The sequence below is a fragment of the Neotamlana nanhaiensis genome (assembly GCF_000943555.1).
Classification (GTDB): domain Bacteria; phylum Bacteroidota; class Bacteroidia; order Flavobacteriales; family Flavobacteriaceae; genus Neotamlana; species Neotamlana nanhaiensis.
In genome coordinates this window covers 278399-297346 of sequence record NZ_JTDV01000010.1, presented here as the reverse complement: position 1 = coordinate 297346, position 18948 = coordinate 278399, and the positions used below count along the sequence as shown (strand labels likewise).

25 protein-coding genes are annotated in these 18948 nt (G+C 34.2%); all 25 read left to right on the top strand.

All coding sequences use genetic code 11. The annotated features are described in order from the left end of the window. The first annotated feature begins 11 nt into the window (after positions 1-11). The 25 genes from PK35_RS11910 (at position 12) to PK35_RS11790 (ending at position 18919) form a co-directional block, all read left to right on the top strand. On the top strand, positions 12-1139 hold the full coding sequence (locus PK35_RS11910) for a WG repeat-containing protein (protein ID WP_044626780.1): 1128 nt from the start codon (positions 12-14) through the stop codon (positions 1137-1139). A 37-nt stretch (positions 1140-1176) separates the two neighbouring features. Beyond that, on the top strand, positions 1177-1908 hold the full coding sequence (gene flxB, locus PK35_RS11905) for a flexirubin biosynthesis SDR family reductase FlxB (RefSeq protein ID WP_044626779.1): 732 nt from the start codon (positions 1177-1179) through the stop codon (positions 1906-1908). Positions 1909-1917: 9 nt separating this feature from the next. Then, entirely contained in the window at positions 1918-3135 is a 1218-nt protein-coding gene (locus PK35_RS11900; protein ID WP_044626778.1) for a beta-ketoacyl-[acyl-carrier-protein] synthase family protein, read from the top strand. A gap of 7 nt (positions 3136-3142) precedes the next feature. Further along, complete coding sequence (locus PK35_RS11895) at positions 3143-3385, top strand: phosphopantetheine-binding protein (RefSeq protein WP_044626777.1); 243 nt, start codon at positions 3143-3145, stop codon at positions 3383-3385. An 18-nt stretch (positions 3386-3403) separates the two neighbouring features. Continuing rightward, positions 3404-4285 (top strand): LpxL/LpxP family acyltransferase, encoded by an 882-nt coding sequence (locus PK35_RS11890; protein WP_044626776.1) that lies wholly within the window; start codon positions 3404-3406, stop codon positions 4283-4285. Positions 4286-4380: 95 nt separating this feature from the next. After that, positions 4381-5316: a hypothetical protein gene (locus PK35_RS11885; RefSeq protein ID WP_044626775.1), complete on the top strand. Its 936-nt coding sequence runs from the start codon at positions 4381-4383 to the stop codon at positions 5314-5316. Between the two features lie 3 nt (positions 5317-5319). Next, the gene (darB, locus tag PK35_RS11880; RefSeq protein WP_044626774.1) at positions 5320-6453 is read left to right on the top strand and encodes a dialkylresorcinol biosynthesis protein DarB; all 1134 of its coding nucleotides are present in this window, start codon (positions 5320-5322) and stop codon (positions 6451-6453) included. A 3-nt stretch (positions 6454-6456) separates the two neighbouring features. Then, on the top strand, positions 6457-6885 hold the full coding sequence (locus PK35_RS11875; protein WP_044626773.1) for a hotdog family protein: 429 nt from the start codon (positions 6457-6459) through the stop codon (positions 6883-6885). Beyond that, entirely contained in the window at positions 6885-7325 is a 441-nt protein-coding gene (locus PK35_RS11870) for a hotdog family protein (protein ID WP_044626772.1), read from the top strand. The genes PK35_RS11875 and PK35_RS11870 overlap by 1 nt, the downstream gene beginning before the upstream one ends. A gap of 4 nt (positions 7326-7329) precedes the next feature. Further along, the gene (gene DarG, locus PK35_RS11865) at positions 7330-7740 is read left to right on the top strand and encodes a flexirubin biosynthesis protein DarG (RefSeq protein ID WP_044626771.1); all 411 of its coding nucleotides are present in this window, start codon (positions 7330-7332) and stop codon (positions 7738-7740) included. Next, positions 7730-8734: a BtrH-related acyltransferase DarH gene (gene darH, locus PK35_RS17685; RefSeq protein WP_044626770.1), complete on the top strand. Its 1005-nt coding sequence runs from the start codon at positions 7730-7732 to the stop codon at positions 8732-8734. Before DarG ends, darH begins: the two co-directional genes overlap by 11 nt. A 3-nt stretch (positions 8735-8737) precedes the next feature. Continuing rightward, complete coding sequence (locus tag PK35_RS17680) at positions 8738-9481, top strand: ABC transporter ATP-binding protein (RefSeq protein WP_044626769.1); 744 nt, start codon at positions 8738-8740, stop codon at positions 9479-9481. Continuing rightward, on the top strand, positions 9474-10745 hold the full coding sequence (locus PK35_RS11850; RefSeq protein ID WP_044626768.1) for an ABC transporter permease: 1272 nt from the start codon (positions 9474-9476) through the stop codon (positions 10743-10745). Before PK35_RS17680 ends, PK35_RS11850 begins: the two co-directional genes overlap by 8 nt. Then, on the top strand, positions 10735-11175 hold the full coding sequence (locus PK35_RS11845; RefSeq protein WP_117624673.1) for an acyl-CoA thioesterase: 441 nt from the start codon (positions 10735-10737) through the stop codon (positions 11173-11175). The genes PK35_RS11850 and PK35_RS11845 overlap by 11 nt, the downstream gene beginning before the upstream one ends. Continuing rightward, entirely contained in the window at positions 11168-12310 is a 1143-nt protein-coding gene (locus PK35_RS11840; RefSeq protein ID WP_044626767.1) for a beta-ketoacyl synthase N-terminal-like domain-containing protein, read from the top strand. Before PK35_RS11845 ends, PK35_RS11840 begins: the two co-directional genes overlap by 8 nt. 16 nt (positions 12311-12326) lie before the next feature. Next, positions 12327-12953, top strand: coding sequence for a 3-oxoacyl-ACP synthase (locus PK35_RS11835; RefSeq protein WP_117624672.1), 627 nt, complete (start codon positions 12327-12329; stop codon positions 12951-12953). Beyond that, positions 12941-13198, top strand: coding sequence for a phosphopantetheine-binding protein (locus PK35_RS11830; RefSeq protein ID WP_044626765.1), 258 nt, complete (start codon positions 12941-12943; stop codon positions 13196-13198). The genes PK35_RS11835 and PK35_RS11830 overlap by 13 nt, the downstream gene beginning before the upstream one ends. A gap of 8 nt (positions 13199-13206) precedes the next feature. Then, positions 13207-14409, top strand: a complete 1203-nt coding sequence (locus PK35_RS11825) for a beta-ketoacyl-[acyl-carrier-protein] synthase family protein (RefSeq protein ID WP_044626764.1) — start codon at positions 13207-13209, stop codon at positions 14407-14409. Positions 14410-14411: 2 nt separating this feature from the next. Beyond that, entirely contained in the window at positions 14412-15476 is a 1065-nt protein-coding gene (locus tag PK35_RS11820; RefSeq protein WP_044626763.1) for a beta-ketoacyl synthase N-terminal-like domain-containing protein, read from the top strand. Continuing rightward, positions 15470-16234: a polysaccharide deacetylase family protein gene (locus PK35_RS11815; protein ID WP_044626762.1), complete on the top strand. Its 765-nt coding sequence runs from the start codon at positions 15470-15472 to the stop codon at positions 16232-16234. The genes PK35_RS11820 and PK35_RS11815 overlap by 7 nt, the downstream gene beginning before the upstream one ends. Then, the gene (gene lolA2, locus PK35_RS11810; RefSeq protein WP_044626761.1) at positions 16227-16844 is read left to right on the top strand and encodes a flexirubin biosynthesis/transport protein LolA2; all 618 of its coding nucleotides are present in this window, start codon (positions 16227-16229) and stop codon (positions 16842-16844) included. The genes PK35_RS11815 and lolA2 overlap by 8 nt, the downstream gene beginning before the upstream one ends. Then, a complete protein-coding gene (lolB2, locus tag PK35_RS11805; RefSeq protein WP_044626760.1) occupies positions 16825-17436 on the top strand; it encodes a flexirubin biosynthesis protein LolB2 in 612 nt (203 codons plus the stop codon). Before lolA2 ends, lolB2 begins: the two co-directional genes overlap by 20 nt. A gap of 3 nt (positions 17437-17439) precedes the next feature. Continuing rightward, positions 17440-18057 (top strand): porin family protein, encoded by a 618-nt coding sequence (locus PK35_RS11800; RefSeq protein ID WP_044626759.1) that lies wholly within the window; start codon positions 17440-17442, stop codon positions 18055-18057. Next, entirely contained in the window at positions 18057-18422 is a 366-nt protein-coding gene (locus PK35_RS11795) for an ApeI family dehydratase (protein WP_044626758.1), read from the top strand. The genes PK35_RS11800 and PK35_RS11795 overlap by 1 nt, the downstream gene beginning before the upstream one ends. Before the next feature lie 2 nt (positions 18423-18424). Then, the gene (locus PK35_RS11790) at positions 18425-18919 is read left to right on the top strand and encodes a hypothetical protein (RefSeq protein ID WP_044626757.1); all 495 of its coding nucleotides are present in this window, start codon (positions 18425-18427) and stop codon (positions 18917-18919) included. The last annotated feature ends 29 nt before the right edge of the window (positions 18920-18948 follow it).

The window sequence follows — 18948 nt, the reverse complement described above, 5'->3', positions numbered from 1 at the left end:
TGTTTCTAGTTATGAAAAAACTGTTTTTTGTAGTTGCTTTTTTTAGTTTAAGTTTATGTTTTGCTCAAGAACTAGCTTTAGCAAGAGTAGACGGAAAATTTGGGTATATTAATAAATCTGGCGATTGGGTAATTAAGCCTCAATTTCTAAACGCTAAAAGTTTTTCTGGCGATTATGCACAAGCCATGGCTAACGATAAACTTTGGGGTTATATAAACCGAAGCGGCGAGTGGGTAATTAAACCAACTTTAAAAAAAACAAAGGCGTTTCAATGCGGTATTGCAATTGTAAACGATGGCCTTTCTTGGTATTATATAGATGAAACTGGAAACAAAATTTTAAGCGATGTTGTAACCGATAAAGTTTACGATTTCTCTGAAGATTTAGCTGTAGTTCGAACGGTTGATAACGTTGGGTTTATTAATAAGAAGGGAGAAACAGTTATTCCTAAAGATTATACCAAGGCATTCGATTTTTATAATGGGTATTCTAGAGTTCAAAAAAATGAAAAATGGGGGTTAATCGATAAAACCGGAAACGAGTATATAAAAATTGAATACGAAGAAATTGGAAATCTTTACAATGGTATAATTGTAGCTAAAAAAGGAGGTGTTTGGGGTTTAATAAAAGACAAAACTTTTACTCATGTTGAGGGTGCTATAAAAATTTGGGATTTCACGCTTAATGGCGATATAACTTATGCCAAAAAAGGTGAAAAAGTTGGTTTTATTAATGCCAATGGCGAATGGGTAATCGAGCCAAAATACGAAAGAGTTAGAGGTTTTACAAAAGGCTTAGCGCCATATTACGAAAATAAACTTTGGGGCTATATTAACCTAAAGGGCGAAGAGGTAATTAAAGCGCAATATAAAGATGCTGAGGTGTTTAGTGAAGATGGCTTAGCACCAGTAAAAACAAAAAAAGAATGGGGCTTTATTAACACCGATGGTAAATTGGTGATAGAAGAAAAATACGGAATTACCGCAGGTAATTTTGGTATGTTTTTTGGCGTAAAAACCGAAAAAGGCTTCATCGATGGTTTAGTGCGTGTAAAATACAAAAAGGAGTGGGCCTTTTTAAATACTAAAGGCGAGGTATTAAATAATACGTGGTACCAAAACTTAGAACTTTTCGAATAAAAAATAAAAATCTAACCAACTAATAATATATTTTTTAATGAAGTGTGCCCTAATAACTGGAGGATCTAGAGGTATAGGAAAAGCTGTGTGTGTTCAGTTAGCAAAAGATTCAGAGTATCATATTCTTATAAATTATAACAACAACGAAGCAGCAGCAAAAGAAACGTTGCAATTTGTAGAAGCCGAAGGAAATACTGGTGAAATTTTACAATTTAATGTAGCCGATGCGCAACAAGTACAATCGGTTTTATCAACATGGCAAGAAAATAACCCAGACGCGGTAGTCGAAGTTATTGTAAATAACGCTGGTATAACCAAAGACGGGTTGTTTATGTGGATGCCTGCCGAAGATTGGAATAATGTTATAAACACCTCATTAAGCGGGTTTTATAACGTAACCAACTTTTTTATTCAAAAATTACTGCGTAACCGTTACGGGCGTATTGTAAATATAGCTTCCGTTTCTGGGGTAAAAGGTACACCAGGGCAAACTAATTATTCGGCAGCTAAGGCGGCATTAATAGGTGCAACAAAAGCCTTATCGCAAGAGGTTGCAAAACGTAAAATTACGGTTAATGCTGTGGCGCCTGGTTTTATAAAGTCCGATATGACTGCCGAACTCGACGAAAAAGAGCTTAAAAACTTAATTCCAATAAATCGTTTTGGCGAGCCAGAAGAAGTCGCTCATGCCGTTTCGTTTTTAATTTCTAAAAAAGCATCTTATATTACAGGCGAGGTTATTAATATTAATGGCGGAATTTACTCGTAATTTTTTAAAATGAGCAGAGTTGTAATTACAGGAATGGGGATTTACTCGTGTATTGGTGAGAACTTAAACGAAGTAAAAGAATCGCTTTATCAAGGTAAATCAGGAATTGTTATAGATGAAGCACGCATTGGATTTGGTTACCGTTCGCCTTTAACAGGAATGGTTAGCAAGCCTAATTTAAAAGGTGTTTTGTCGCGTAAACAACGCATTAGTATTGGTGAAGAAGGCGAATACGCCTATATGGCGACCGTTGAAGCGTTTAAAAATGCTAAAATAGATCAAGATTTTATTGATGCAAATCAAGTTGGTATCCTTTACGGAAACGATAGTACAACCAAATCTGTAATAGAATCGGTTGATAAAGTTCGTGAAAAAAAAGATACCACTTTAGTTGGTTCTGGAGCTATTTTTAAAGGTATGAACTCTTCAGTAACCATGAATTTGTCTACCATTTTTAAATTAACTGGAATTAATTTTACAATTAGTGCCGCTTGTGCTAGTGGTTCGCATGCCATAGGTATGGCGTATCAATTAATTAAAAGTGGTTTACAAGATTGTGTTATTTGTGGAGGAGCCCAAGAAATTAATCCGTACGTTATGTCCAGTTTCGACGGTTTAGGAGTGTTTTCGGTAAATACAGAAAATCCAGCTAAAGCTTCACGACCTTTTGATGCTAATCGCGATGGCTTAGTGCCAAGTGGTGGTGCTGCAACTGTAATTTTAGAATCATACGAGTCTGCTGTAAAACGTGGCGCTCCAATTTTAGGAGAAGTTATTGGTTATGGTTTTTCATCAAACGGCGAGCATATTTCTACACCAAATGTTGTTGGGCCAAGTTCGGCCATGAAAATGGCTTTAAAGCAGGCAGGAATCCAAGCTAGCGATATCGATTATGTTAATGCACATGCTACATCAACGCCTGTTGGTGATGCTAACGAAGCCAAGGCTATTTACGATGTTTTTGGCGATAATGGTCCAGCGGTAAGTTCAACAAAATCGATGACGGGGCACGAGTGTTGGATGGCTGGAGCAAGCGAGATAATTTACTCTATGTTAATGATGCAGCATGGTTTTGTAGCACCTAATATTAATTTGGAAACGCCCGACGAAGATGCTAAAAAATTAAATTTGGTGAGTAAAACCATAGATAAAAAAATTAATGTATTTTTGTCCAATTCTTTTGGTTTCGGAGGAACCAATTCAGCATTAATAATAAAAAAAATATAGTGGCGTGATGACAAAAGAGGTTATTATTGAAAAAATAGACAACTTCCTTATAGATGAATTTGAAGTTGAAAGCGACGATATTTCGCCGGATGCCGATTTAAAAGAAACTCTAGATTTAGATAGTTTAGATTTTGTAGATCTAGTCGTGTCGGTTGAAGCTAATTTTGGTGTGAAATTGGTAGGCGAAGACTTTGTTAACGTTAAAGTACTTCAAGATTTTTACGATTTAATTGAGCGTAAACTTAACTAACGCTTTATAAATAACATTATGGCTGCCGAATGGAAAGGTAAATCCAGAGGAACCGTTTTAGGATACAAAATTTTTGTATTCTGTATTAAAAAACTAGGTGTTAAGGCAGCTTATTTTGTGCTTTATTTTGTTTCCTTTTATTTCGTTTTATTTGCAAAGGATAGCTTTAAGGCTATTTTTTACTATTTACATAAGCGGCAAGGATTTTCAAAATTTAAAAGCTTTAAAAATGTATACAATAGTTACTTTGTTTTTGGGCAAACTATTATTGATAAAGTAGCTATTTCATCAGGCTTGCGTAAAAAATTCACTTACGAGTTCGATGGAATTCATTTAATAAACCAAGCTTTAAAAAATAAAAAAGGCGGTATTTTAATAAGTGCTCACCTAGGTAATTTTGAAATTGCCGAACACTTTTTTGGAGATTTAGATGAATCGGCTTCTATTAGTTTACTTACCACAAATCAAGAACACACGGCTATAAAAGAGTATTTAGAACGTGTAACTACTAAATCTAACATCAATCTTATAATTTTAAAAGATGATTTGTCGCACATATTCGAAATAAATGCGGCATTGGCTAGAAACGAAATTGTTTGTATAACTGGCGATCGTTACACCCAAAATACCAAATTTTTAGAAAAAGATTTTCTTGGCGAAAAGGCAAAATTTCCGGCAGGACCTTTTATGTTGGCCTCACGCTTACGCGTGCCTGTTTTGTTTGTTTATGTAATGAAAGAGAAAAATTTGCATTATCATTTATATGCCAGACAATCGCAAGCAAAGCATCGCGATGTAGAATCTCTTTTAAACGATTATACCGAAAGCCTTACTTGGATGCTTAAAAAATACCCATTACAATGGTTTAATTATTTCGACTTTTGGGAGAAACTGCGTTAATTATTAATGTTTAATGTGCTAATAATTAGATTGAAAAATAAAAATTAGTTTTAAAGTTTTAAATGGTTATTTTTACCGATAATTTTTAAATAGGCATGAAGCAAGTTCTCGTATTGCATTATTCTCAATCTGGTCAACTTACCGAAATAGTAAATAATATTGTTTCTAGTTTGGCACAAGGAGATGATGTAGAACTTAACTTTCATGAAATGCAACTCGAAAAAAACTTTCCGTTTCCTTGGAAAAAAGAAGATTTTTTTGGGGTTTTTCCCGATACTTTTTTGCAAAAAAAACAGCCTGTTAAACCTGTGCCTCAGGATATTTTAAACAAAAAATACGATTTAGTTATTTTAGGTTATCAAGTGTGGTATTTAACACCATCGTTGCCAGTATCGTCGTTTTTAAAATCCGATTACGCAAAAACACTATTTAAAAACGCAAACGTAGTAACGGTAAGCGGTTCTAGAAACATGTGGATTATGGCGCAGGAAAAGGTGAAAAAGCACCTAAAAAATTTGCAAGCCAATTTGGTAGGAAACATAGCTTTAGTTGATAGGCACGTAAACCATATTAGCGTAATTACCATAGTTCGTTGGATGTTTTCTGGAAAGAAAAAGCGCTATTTAGGAATTTTTCCGAAACCAGGTGTCAGTCAAACCGATATCGATAATGCTACCAAATTTGGCCCTATTATAAAATCACACCTCATTCAAAATAAATTCGATTCCCTTCAAGAAAACTTATTAAAGCACGAGGCAGTAAAAATAAAACCCTTTTTAATAACTGTAGATAGAAAAGCCAATATCATTTTTTCTAAATGGTCTACTTTTATCTCAAAATCAAGTGAAGCCAATACCAAAAAACGTAAAATATTACTTAAAATGTTTAATGTTTATTTGTTAATTGCCATTTGGATTATTTCCCCAGTAGTTTTTGTGTTATTTTTGCTAACTTATTTACTAAATATCCAAAAAATAAAAAGGCAAAAGGAGTATTATGCTTCGGTTGCATTATTAGAGCAGATTAAATAATTTATGAAAGAAGTTTATATAACTCGTATTTCTAAGTTTTTACCAAATAAACCAGTTTCTAACGACGAAATGGAAGCTAAATTAGGTTTAATTAATGGTAAACATTCTAAAGGAAGACGCATTGTTTTACGAAATAACCAAATAAAAACCAGATATTATGCCATTGATGAGGCTGGTAATATCACTCATAATAATGCCCAACTTACCACCGAAGCTATAAAAGGCCTTTGCGATAGTAATTTTAAAACCACCGATATTGAAGTATTGTCTTGTGGTACATCGAGTCCAGACCATATTTTGCCATCGCACGCTTCAATGGTACACGGTTTTTTAAAAAATGGAAATGTTGAGGTAAATTCACCGTCTGGCGCATGTTGTTCGGGCATGAATGCCCTAAAATACGGATATCTTTCAGTAAAATGCGAACAATCGAATAATGCCGTTGTAACAGGGTCTGAAAGAAGTTCAACCTGGTTTCGTTCTGATATTTTTGAAGATGAAGTAAAGCATTTGGAAACCTTAGAAGAAAACCCAATTATTGCATTTAATAAAGATTTTTTACGATGGATGCTTTCTGATGGTGCAGGAGCTTTGTTACTAGAAAGTGAGCCAAAAGGCGAACAACCATTAAAAATTGAATGGATGGAAGGCTTCTCGTATGCCGACGAGCTTGAAGCTTGTATGTATTCGGGAGGTGAAAAACAGGACGACGGACTTTTAAAACCGTGGCGCGAATATGCTGCCGACCAATGGAGTAAAAAAACATTATTTGCCGTTCAGCAAGATGTTAAACTATTAGGTGCCAATATTCTTGAAAAAGGTGTAGATAGTTTAAAACGCTCGTTTGCTAAACATAATATATCGGTTGATGATATCGATTATTACTTACCGCATATTTCATCCTATTACTTTAAAGAAGGTTTATATGATGGTATGAAAGCGGCAGGTATTGAAATTCCATGGGATAAATGGTTTATGAATTTAGACCGCGTTGGTAACGTGGGTGCTGCTTCAATTTATTTAATGATTGAAGAATTGGTGGCTTCTGGGAAACTTAAAAAAGGTCAAAAAATACTGCTATCGGTACCAGAAAGTGCCAGATTTTCGTATTCTATTGCCTTACTAACGGTTTGTTAAAGGATGAGTGCACAATTTCCTATTAAAGATGTTACTAAGTTAATTCCGCAAAAAGCGCCATTTGTAATGGTTGATTCACTTATAAGTTTCTCTGAAACCGAAGTCGTATCAGCATTCACCATTCCAACCAATAATATTTTTGTTGAAAATAATAAATTTACCGAACCTGGTTTGGTAGAAAATATGGCGCAAACCATTGCTTTACATACCGGTTACAATTATTTTGTAAAAGGTGAAGATGCGCCAACAGGTTATATTGGTTCTATAAAAAAAACAAATATTACACAGCTTCCTAAAGTTAACGAAACCATTACGACAAAAGTAAATGTGTTACACGAAATTATGGGGGTTACCATGGTGGAAATTTCGGTTTTTAATGCTGAAAATGAGGAAATTGCTTCTGGTGAAATGAAAACCGTATTAGCTTCGTAATGAACCTTTCGGAAATAAACATTAGCGAATTATTACCACATCGGCCGCCATTTTTAATGGTTGATAAAGTCATTTCTATTGATGATGAACGGGTATGTACGCAGTTTTTTATTAATGAAACATCAATCTTCAACGATAATGGGTATTTTGCCGAAGCAGGTTTAATAGAATATGCGGCGCAAACCTGTTCTTGTATTGTTGGCAAATCGTTTTACGACAACAAAAGTACTGTTAAACTTATTGGTTTTATTAGTGCTATAAAAAAAGTAACAATTCAACATTTACCAAAAGTAAATACTACCATTTCCTCTAACGCTAATTTAATTTCTAGGTTCGATGCAGACGATTACAGCCTGTGTAATATTGAATGTACAATCATTCAAGACCATAAAGAATTAGTATCTTGCAATCTCAATTTAATTATTCGCGAAATTAATTAAAGGTATGAAAGCAAACGAAGTGCCTCAAGATAAAAGTAGTTTAGATTCTATTAACCAAAAAGAATTATGCTACGCTACCGACGAAAACGGTAACTACATCACCACAAAAAGTAGTGGTTGGACGCCCAAAACAATTGCTCTAAATAATGCCATTGAAGATATTAAAGAACGTGCCGAAGAAGCGAAACAACGCGTCATAAATAATCAAACAAGTCCTATTGAGTATTATATGGAATTAAATAGAATGGACGTTACTATTCTAGCAGGTTATGTTGGTATTTGGCCATTTCGCGTAAAGCGTCATTTTAACCCGAAGCGCTTTAAAAAATTATCCGATAAATTATTACAAAAATACGCCGATGCTTTTAACATAAGTTTGGAGCAACTAAAACAAGGAGATTTAAATGAAGATTGATTTTAAACATCACCAGTCTGCACATTGCGAAAATGGTGTGGTTTCAAATTTAATGAAGCATAATGGCTTAAACATTAGCGAACCTATGATTTTTGGTATAGGTTCTGGGCTTATATACTGTTACATTCCGTTTTTAAAGGTAAATCACGGTCCAGCAGTAACCTATCGTGTTATGCCTGGGCTTATTTTTAAGCGTTTTGCAAAACGTATCGGGGTTACTTTTAAACGCGAAAAGTTTAAAAGTGTAACCAAAGCGAAACAGCGTTTAGACGAAAATTTAAAAAACAATAATCCGGTTGGTTTACAAGTTGGTATTTATCATTTGTTATACTTACCAGATCATTACCGTTTTCATTTTAATGCCCACAATATTGTGGTTTACGGTAAAGAAGATAACAATTATTTAGTTAGCGATCCCGTTATTGAAACGGTTGCAACTTTAGATGAAAAACAAATGGAAAAGGCACGTTTTGCCAAAGGACCATTTGCACCAAACGGACAAATTTATTATCCTATTTCTTTCCCAAAAGAAAGTGATATTCCGTATAAAGAAGCTATTATAAAAGGTATAAACCAAACGTGTCGCGATATGTTGGCACCTATTCCAATTGTAGGTGTTAAAGGTATTAGGCGAGTGGCAAAACTTATTAAAAAGTGGCCAAAGAAGAAAGGTATAAAAGTAGCTAATCATTATTTAGGGCAAATTGTACGAATGCAAGAAGAAATTGGAACCGGTGGTGGTGGTTTTCGTTATATTTTTGCAGCGTTTTTACAAGAGTCTAGCGGTATTTTAAATAATGAAAAATTAAGAGAACTTTCTAAAGAAATGACCGAAATTGGCGATTTATGGCGCGATTTTGCCTTAGAAGCCTCGCGTTTGTATAAAAATCGTAAAGCAACCACAGGATCGTACGATAAGGTTTCAGAAATGTTATTAGAGTTAGCCGATAAAGAAGAAGTTTTCTTTAAAGCCCTTAAAAAAGCTATTAAATAAATAATGATAGTTATAGATAAGATTTCTAAGAAGTACTTAGGTGCCGAAAATTACTCGGTGTCTAATTTGAGTCTGTCTATAAACGATCAGGAAATTTTTGGACTTCTTGGGCCAAATGGTGCAGGAAAAACGACTTTAATTTCTATGCTTTGTGCTTTAGTGAAACCAACTTCGGGGAGTTTCACCATTAATGATTTAAACTACAAACAACATAAAACCGAAATAAAAAAACTAATTGGTATTGTACCTCAAGAATATGCGTTGTACCCAACCTTAACAGCTTTCGAGAATCTAAAATATTTTGGGAGCATGTATGGTTTAAAAGGGAAAGCGTTAAACGAAAAAATATTAAGTCATTTAGAAATTTTAGGTTTAGAGAAGTTTGCTAATAAAAAAATTAGCACCTTTTCTGGAGGTATGAAACGTCGTGTTAATTTATTGGCTAGTATTTTGCATAATCCTAAAGTTTTAATTTTAGACGAACCTACTGTTGGTGTTGATGTGCAATCAAAAAATGTAATTATTTCTTTTTTAAAGGAGTTAAACGCTAACGGAACAACTATAATTTATACCTCGCATCATCTTAACGAAGCCGAACAATTTTGTACTAAGGTTGCCATTATTGATCACGGACAAATAATTGTAGAAGGCAAGCCAAAGGATTTAATTAATAAAGCCGAAGATTTACATAATTTAGAAGATGTGTTCATCAGTTTAACCGGTAAAGAGCTGCGCGATTATGCATAAGTTATTTGCTTCAACATATAAGGAGTTTTTGCTGCTTAAGCGCGATTTTGGTAGTGTAGTTATTTTGTTTGTAATGCCATTGGTGTTAATTATAACCATCACCTTAATTCAAGATAGCACGTTTAAAACCATCGAAAATACTCAAATTCCTATTTTGGTGGTCGATAATGATAAAGGCGAGGTTGCAAAAACCATGTTAGAAGGTTTAAAATCCTCTGAAGCTTTCGAAATCGTTACAAAAGATACAGAAACTGAAGCTAAAGAATTAGTGTTTGGTGGCGATTACCAATTGGCCGTTATTATTCCAGAGCATTTAACAGTCGATTTACATCAAAAAGTAAATAATAACGTTGATAATTTACTCCAAAATTTTGGAATAGATTCAGAAGAAAAAGCATTAGAGCAACCTGAAGTTACTAGTAAAGAAGTGCGTTTATATTTCGATCCAGCAACGCAAGTGTCGTTTAAAAATTCAGTTAAAAATGGCATCGATAAAATGATATCGAAAATTGAAATGAAAACCATTTACACCAGTTTTCAAAAGCAATTAAGTGATAATCCAGACGATGTCGTTTTTAAAACCGATAACTTTGTAACCTTCAAAGAAATTTTACCTAAAAAGGATAATCAAGAAGAGTACATGCCCAATTCGGCACAACATAACGTACCAGCGTGGTCGTTATTTGCCATTTTCTTTATTATCGTGCCGCTTTCAATAAATATTGTAAAAGAAAAAAGTCAAGGTACTTTTGTTAGGTTGCGCACCAACCCTGTAAGTTATGCTACGGTTTTAGGCGGTAAAACAGTTGTTTATTTAGCTGTTTGCCTTATTCAATTTGCTTTAATGTTGGCGGTTGGCGTATTTGTATTTCCAAAAATAGGCTTACCAACACTTGATGTTTCAGGTAGGTTGCCATTGTTGTTTGTAGTTAGTATTTTTGCTGGTTTAGCAGCTATAGGTTTGGGTGTTTTAATTGGTACTATTGCCAAAACGCAAGAGCAATCGGCACCATTTGGAGCTACTTTTGTAGTTATTTTGGCCGCCATTGGCGGGGTTTGGGTGCCAGTGTTTATTATGCCAAAGTTTATGCAGGTATTATCGAATATTTCACCAATGAATTGGGGCTTAAACGCGTATTACGACGTGTTTTTACGCAACGGTAGTTTATCCGATATTTTACCCGAATTGCTATTACTATTACTGTTTTTTGCAGCCACAACCATACTGTCTATATTTTATAACGAAAAGAAACATGCGGTCTAAACCAAAAGAAATAGAACATACTAGTAAAGTACGTGTTCGGTTTGTAGAAACCGATCCGTTAGGTATTGTATGGCACGGAAATTACATTCAATATTTCGAGGATGGTAGAGAAAACTTTGGAAGACACCATGGTATTTCGTATTTAGATCAAAAGGAATACGGCTTTGCAACTCCCATTATAGAATCGAAAACTAAACATAAGCGCCCTCTTAAATATGGCGATGTAGCGACGGTTAAAACCATTTTTGTAGATAGTTCGGCAGCAAAAATGATTTTTCGCTACGAAATTTATAACCAAGACAACGAGTTGGTTTGCACAGGAGAAACCGTTCAGGTTTTTGTAGATAATATTGGTCAAGGTGAACTATGGTTAACACCACCAGATTTTTTTACAGCTTGGAAGAAAAAAGTAGGTCTGTTAGATGAGTAAAGTGTATGTATCATATAACAACATTATATCCTCTTTAGGGTTCGATAGTGTTTCGGTTGCAAAAGAGGTGATTCAGGGCAAATCTGGACTCAAGCAAATTGCAGATGCTTCGATAATGCCAGAACCTTTTATGTCTTCTTTAATTGATGATGAAGTATTATCAGCAGCCTTCAACAATACCTCTGAAAAAAAATATACAAAATTGGAGCAGATGTTTATAGCATCGCTTCAAGATACTTTTAGTCAATCTAACATTGCGCTAACCGATCGTGTTGGTTTAATTATTTCAACGACAAAAGGCAATATTGATGCTTTAGATGATGCAAATGATTTTCCAAAAGAATGCGCATATCTTGACGTTTTAGCAAAAAATGTAACTAATTATTTTGGTTTTAAAACAGAACCTATCGTGCTCTCAAACGCTTGTGTTTCGGGAGTTTTAGCAGTTGCGGTTGCTAAACGTTACATAAAAAGTAACATGTTCGATCAGGTGTTTATTGTGGCAGGCGATTTGGTTACCGAGTTTATTTTGTCGGGTTTTAATTCATTTCAAGCCTTAAGCTCAGAGATTTGCAAACCATACGATAAAAACCGCATTGGTATTAACATAGGCGAAGTAGCAGTAAGTGCATTAGTCACTAAAAATGAAGCAAACCTAAGTGATGATGCTGTTGAAATTTTAGGTGAAGCTTCTTGTAATGATGCTAATCATATTTCGGGACCATCGCGAACAGGTGAAGGCTTGTATCGAAGTATAAAATCGGCTTTAAATCAAGCAAATTTAACTTCAGAAGACATCGATTATATTTCGGCGCACGGTACAGCAACGATGTATAACGACGAAATGGAAGCCATTGCCCTAAATAGATTAGGATTAGAACATACGCCAGTTAACAGTTTAAAAGGGTATTTTGGGCATACACTTGGGGCTTCAGGGTTGCTTGAAACCATTATTGGTATGCAGGCTTTAAAACAAAATAAGCTGATAAAAACCTTAGGTTTTGCCGAAATGGGTGTAACACAGCCGATAAACATTATTGAAGAAACAACCGAAAAACCACTTAATACATTTTTAAAAACAGCTTCAGGTTTTGGTGGATGTAACACAGCAGTAATCTTTAAAAAAGTAAAATAAGATAGATAGATTAATAATGGAAAATCAGTTTAAAATATCGTCTTATTGTCATGTTAAGCAAAATAAAATCAGTCTTAACGGAAAGGTTCTATTTTCAGTTAAACCTGAAGAATCAACGTTCTTAAAACAAGCTTATAAAGCGCTAAATGTTAATTATTCCAAGTTTTTTAAAATGGATAAATTAAGTCAGTTAGCCTTTTTAGCAGCAGACGTTTTGTTTCAGTACGAAAATATTTCCGAAGAAAACCAAGAGAATATAGCTTTGGTTATGGGAAACAAAGCCTCGAGTTTAGATACCGATAGGAAACACCAAGATAGCATACAAGATAAAACGAGTTATTACCCAAGTCCAGCGGTATTTGTGTACACTTTACCAAATATAATGTTGGGCGAAATTAGTATTAAATATAAATTGTACTCAGAAAATAGTTTCTTTGTATTCGAGAATTTTAAAACCAATTATTTTTATAATTACGCACAAAGTTTAATTGTCGATAATAAAGCCGATAAAATTTTATGCGGTTGGGTAAATGTAGATGATGAAGATTACGAAGCCTTTTTATATCTTGTAACACCCAACGGAGACCTACAACATACAGAACAACAAATAAATACATTATACAACGAATTATGGACGCTTTAAAACAAGAATTGAAAGAAAGCCTTGTAGAACAACTAAATTTAGAAGATATAACACCTGCCGAAATTGGCGATGACGATATGCTTTTTGGAGACGGATTAGGTTTAGATTCTATTGATGCGTTAGAGCTTATTGTGATGCTCGATAAAACTTATGGCATAAAATTAACCGACCCAAAACAAGGTCGTGCTATTTTTGAATCGATTAACACCATGTCTGCTTACATTGCAGAACACCGCACAAAATAATTATACACATGGGTAAAGGCGTTGCAATTACAGGTATGGGTATAATATCTGCTATTGGAAACAATGTAGATGAAAATCGCGAAGCCCTTTTTGCTAGTAAAACAGGCATTGGTCGTGTGGTTAAAATTAACACCAATCATAAAAACGATATTATGGTTGGTGAAATTGCTTATACCAATAGCCAATTGGAAGGCCTGTTGCAATTACCCGAAACTAATAATTATTCTCGAACCGCTTTATTAGGCGCAGTAGCTGCAAAAGAAGCAGTTGAAAGCGCTCGTATTTCTGATATAAATGAATACAAAACAGGTTTAATATCAGCAACCAGTGTTGGAGGTATGGATATGACCGAGAAATACTATTACGAGTATTTAGAAGATAAAACAGTTCAAAAATACATTGAAGCGCATCATGCAGGCGATTCGACCCAAAAAATAGCCGAACAATTAGGTTTAAAAAATAGTTTAGTTACAACTATTAGCACCGCTTGTTCTTCGGCGGCAAATGCCATTATGTTGGGGGCGCGTCTTATAAAATCAGGGAAATTAGATCGTGTTATTGTTGGTGGAGCCGATTGTTTATCGAAATTCACCATTAACGGATTTAAAAGTTTAATGATTTTATCGGACACCTATAACACACCGTTCGACGAAAACCGAAAGGGTTTAAATTTAGGTGAAGCTGCTGCATTTTTAGTGTTAGAATCTGATGCGGTTGTGAAGGCTGAAAATAAAACCGTTTTGGCCTATGTAAAAGGTTACGGTAATGCAAATGATGCTTTTCATCAAACGGCGTCTTCAGAAAATGGCGATGGTGCTACTTTAGCAATGCAACAAGCTTTAAAAGTGGCCAATTTAAAACCGGAAGCTATCGATTATGTAAATGCACACGGTACTGCCACAGGGAATAATGATTTATCGGAAGGTAAAGCGTTTTTAAGAGTTTTTGGTGATGATATGCCGCCGTTTAGTTCTACAAAACCGTTTACAGGACACACTTTGGCAGCTGCTGGTGGTATTGAAGCTGTATTTTCGGTTTTAGCATTACAGCATGATGTTGTGTATCCTAATTTAAACTATAAAACACCAATGACGGCTTTTAATTTAGTTCCTGAATTGGAGTTAAAAAAAGAGGCGGTTAATACAGTTTTATCAAATTCTTTAGGTTTTGGCGGAAATTGTTCAACCGTAATATTTTCTAAAAAGCAATAATTATGGGGAAAGTTTACGTAAATGGTTTAGGAAGTATTTCGGCGCAAAATACATTTGATAATACGGCGTTTTTAAGCGATGTTGAATATTACACAGACCGTGTAATTCCAGTTATCGATGTTAATTACAAAGCCTTTATTCCACCTGCTGCCGCACGACGTATGGCTAAAGGTATTAAAATGGGAATTGCCGCATCACGAACTGCGTTACAAGAAGCAAATTTAGAAAATGTTGATGCCATTATTACAGGAACAGGTATGGGCTGTGTACGCGATTCCGAGAAGTTTTTAAGTGCCATTATCGATAACGACGAGCAATATTTAACGCCAACACCATTTATACAATCTACACACAACACGGTTGGCGGTCAAATAGCCTTAGATATGGGCTGCAAAGGTTATAATTTTACCTACGTGCATGCCTCGGTGTCGTTCGAGTCGGCATTGTTAGATGCGATGTTGCAAATACAAACCGATGAAAGTCAATCTATTTTAATAGGTGGAGTAGATGAATTGGCGCCACATACTATAGAAATTCATAAAGCGGTAAATCATATAAAATCTGAAGCTGTTGAGGCTTCAAAATTACTGCAAAATAAAACAAAAGGTGCTGTATTTAGCGAAGGCGCTAATTTCTTTGTGGTTTCAAATGAAAAATCTCAAACTAGCTACGCTGAGGTTGTCGATGTGAAACTAATTAACACTTTGGAAGCCGATGAATTAAATACAGAACTTAATGCTTTTCTAGAAGAACAAAATCTCAGCATTCAAGATTTAAGTGCTGTTGTTTTAGGCTGTAATGGCGATGTAGAATTCGATGGGTTTTACGATGTTTTAGCCGAAAATAGCTTAAAAGATACGTCGCAATTATTTTACAAACATTTGTCTGGTGAGTTCCATACCGCATCCTCTTTTGGGTTTTGGCTTGCTGCTCGCGTTTTAAAATTACAAACCATTCCAGAAGCTGTGGTTTTAAAAGGAGACATGCCTTCAGAAATAAAAAATGTATTACTTTACAACCAGTATCGCGGGCAAAATCATAGTTTTACTTTATTAAAATCATGCTAAATTTTAAAACCATAAGCATTGTTAGTTGTATTGCTTTACTTGGTTTAATTATTTGTAATAGCAGTTGGATTTTCATGGTTTTGGTAGTTGTAATTTGGTTTGTAATTACAGGTTTAGGCTCAGGTTTAATTGGTTGGAATTATCATTTAAAATCGGTGCTTTCAAATGCTAAAACCTCAAAAAAGGCGGTTGCAATTACTTTTGATGATGGCCCAAACTCGCAATTTACACCTCAAGTTTTAGCACTTTTAAATCGGTTTAATGCTAAAGCTACTTTTTTTTGTATTGGTAAGCATGCCGAAAATCATCCAGACATTCTAAAACAAATTATAGGCGATGGGCACACCGTTGGTAATCATACGTATTCACATTCAAACAACTTCGGATTTTTTTCAACCCAAAAAGTTATTTCAGAATTAAAGAAAACAAACACTATTATTGAGAATTTTACGGGCTTGAAAATGAATCTTTACAGGCCCGCTTTTGGAGTTACAAACCCAAATATTAGTAAAGCAGTTAAGGTTTTAGGGTTAACATCTGTTGGATGGAATGTGCGGTCGCTCGATACAACATCGCGAAATTCAGGAACTGTTTTAAATCGCATTACAAAACACATAAAAGCAGGTGATATTATTCTGTTACACGACACTAGCGAGAAAACACTAATCGTTTTGGAACAATTATTGTTATTTTTACAGCAGAAAAATTTAGCATCGGTAACTATTGATGCTTTATGCGATTTAAAACCTTATGAATAAAATTTTAATGGCCTTTTTGTTGGTCGCTACTTGGGCAAGTGCACAACAAAAAATGACAAACACCGAAGCCGAAACTTTAAAGGCTTTGGTAAAAACGAGAGCGTCGCAAAAAAAGACTATTGTTAGCGATTTTACACAATACAAGCATTTAGATTTTTTATCGAACGATATTGTAACGCAAGGAAAATTACATTATAAATCGCCTGGTTTTGTAAAATGGGCTTATGTAAAACCTTTTCAGTACAGTATAATTTTTAAAAATGAAACACTTTTTATAAATAACGAAGGCAATAAAAGTGAGGTTGATGTAGGTTCGAGTAAAATGTTTACCGAGCTTAATAATTTAATCGTAAACAGTGTAAAAGGCGATATGTTTGACGATGAGCAGTTTGATATTTCTTATTTTAAAGTAGATGCGGGTAGCGTGGTTAATTTTGAACCCAAGGATGAAAAATTGAGTGATTTTATAAAAAGCTTCCAAATTAGTTTTGATGATAAAGGCGATGTAGATAGTATTAAAATGACTGAGCCATCTGGTGATTATACCAAAATTGAATTTACAAACCGCGTTTTAAACTCCACAATTAACGATGCGATTTTTAATAATTAGTCTGTGTCTTGTTTTGGTGTCTTGCGGTTCGTATAGCAAAAAATACGGGTTGCAAAGCGAACCAGTTTCAATAAATACGATTGAGAATGTTTATTTTGATTCGGCATCAACCGATTATGTGTACAAAGCAAATATTACGGTTTACGGGAATAATTTTGGCGGCTTATTAATTGTGAAAAAGCTTGCCGAAAACAATCATCGTGTAGCCTTTACAACCGAATTTGGTAATAAAATTTTCGATTTTTCTTTTATAGATGATAGCTTCAAAGTAAACTTCATTTTAGAAGACTTAAATAAAAAAATGCTCATAAATATCTTAAAACAAGATTTTTCAACTTTAATAAAATCGAATCTTCCGGTAAGGGCATCTTTCAAAATAGATAATTTCAATATTTTAAAATCTGAAAAAGATAAAAGTGATTTGTACTATTATTTTTCAAATTCAAATTTATCTAAAATTGAAAGCGTTAAGCATCAAAAGCCAAAAACAATATTTTTATTTAGCGAAATAAAGAATAGTTTTGCACAAAAAATTGAGATTGTGCATCAATCAATAAAATTACACATCAATCTTAAGGCCTTAAATCAATAAATCATGAAAAAGAATCTTTTTAGTTTACTGTTTTTGTTAGCAGTTACAACAAGTTTTGCACAGGTAACTTTTAAATCGGGTCTTCGTTTTGGAGCAAATTTTGCTGAAGTGACTAATTTAGAATCAGTAGATACGAAAACAAGTTTTTATGCGGGACTTTTTGGTGAAATTAAATTTACCGAGTTTTATGCCTTACAACCCGAAATTGGTTACAGCAGCCAAGGCGGTAAGTCGTTATACTCTAGTCGAGAAGATATCGATTTAAATTATGTAACGGTGGCTTTGGCTAACAAGTTTTTTATAGCAAAAGGTACTGGATTGCACTTAATTGTTGGACCGAGTATAGATGTAAACGTTGATTATAATTGGGTAAATATTTTAAATGATGATGTGGAATATGATATAACACCGATAGATATTTGTATTTTAGGTGGTATTGGTTACGAATTTCCGTTTGGTTTAACGGTTGAAGCACGTATAAAACAAGGTTTAATAGATTTGGACTTGTTTAACGATTACGATAATTACAATCACGAAGACGAGACCTACTATTATGATGATGAGAACCAATTAAACAAAGTGTTTCAGTTGGGGTTAATTTATAAATTTAAGTTCCGCTAATGTTATTACAAGATTTTTATAAAATAAACAGTTTACAAACCGAAAACGAGCAAACTATTGCTTTGGTAACTATTAATAAGGACCACGAGGTTTTTAAAGGGCATTTTCCTGGCAATCCTGTAACACCTGGTGTTTGCATTATGCAAATAGTAAAAGATATAACGAGCCAAGTGGTGGGGAAATTGCTTTTTATGGCTTCGTCGAGCAACGTGAAATTCATGGAAATTATTAATCCTGAAGTTACGCCCGATTTAGAATTTACCTTAAATATTACCGAACTTGATGGTGTTTATAGAGTAAAAAACGTAACCAAGTTTAACGATACAGTGGCGCTTAAATTAAGCATGAATTTAAAGGTGGTGTAATTATGAAACTATTAATGTCTTGTGTTCTGTTTTTGATGATTTTACCTCAAAAAATCGATTTAAAATCGGTAAGAGAAACGTATAGACAATCGGCTGAAAATACTGAAAAAACAGAGCAACTCGATAAAATCTTAATTGCTGTAACAAAAAATGACAAGCCAGCGTTGGTTGCTTATAAAGGCGCGGTTATTGCCTTAAAAGCTAAAAGTGCCGAGAAAATTAAAGATAAAAAAGAAGGGTTTATTGAAGGCGTTTCGTGGGTAGAACATGCTATTGAAAAGCATCCAAATAACTTGGAAGCCCGATTAATACGGCTAACAATTCAAGAAAATGCGCCTAAAATTTTAGGATACAAAAAGAATATTCCTGAAGATAAAACCAAACTTTTAAGTGGTTTAAAAAGTATTTCCGATAGTCATTTGAAAAATTATATAGAAGATTATATCTTGCAATCGAAAGTTTTTACTGATGAAGAAAAAGCACAAGTAGCAAACTGAGTTTTTTAAAGCATTTTCAGTAAAATAAA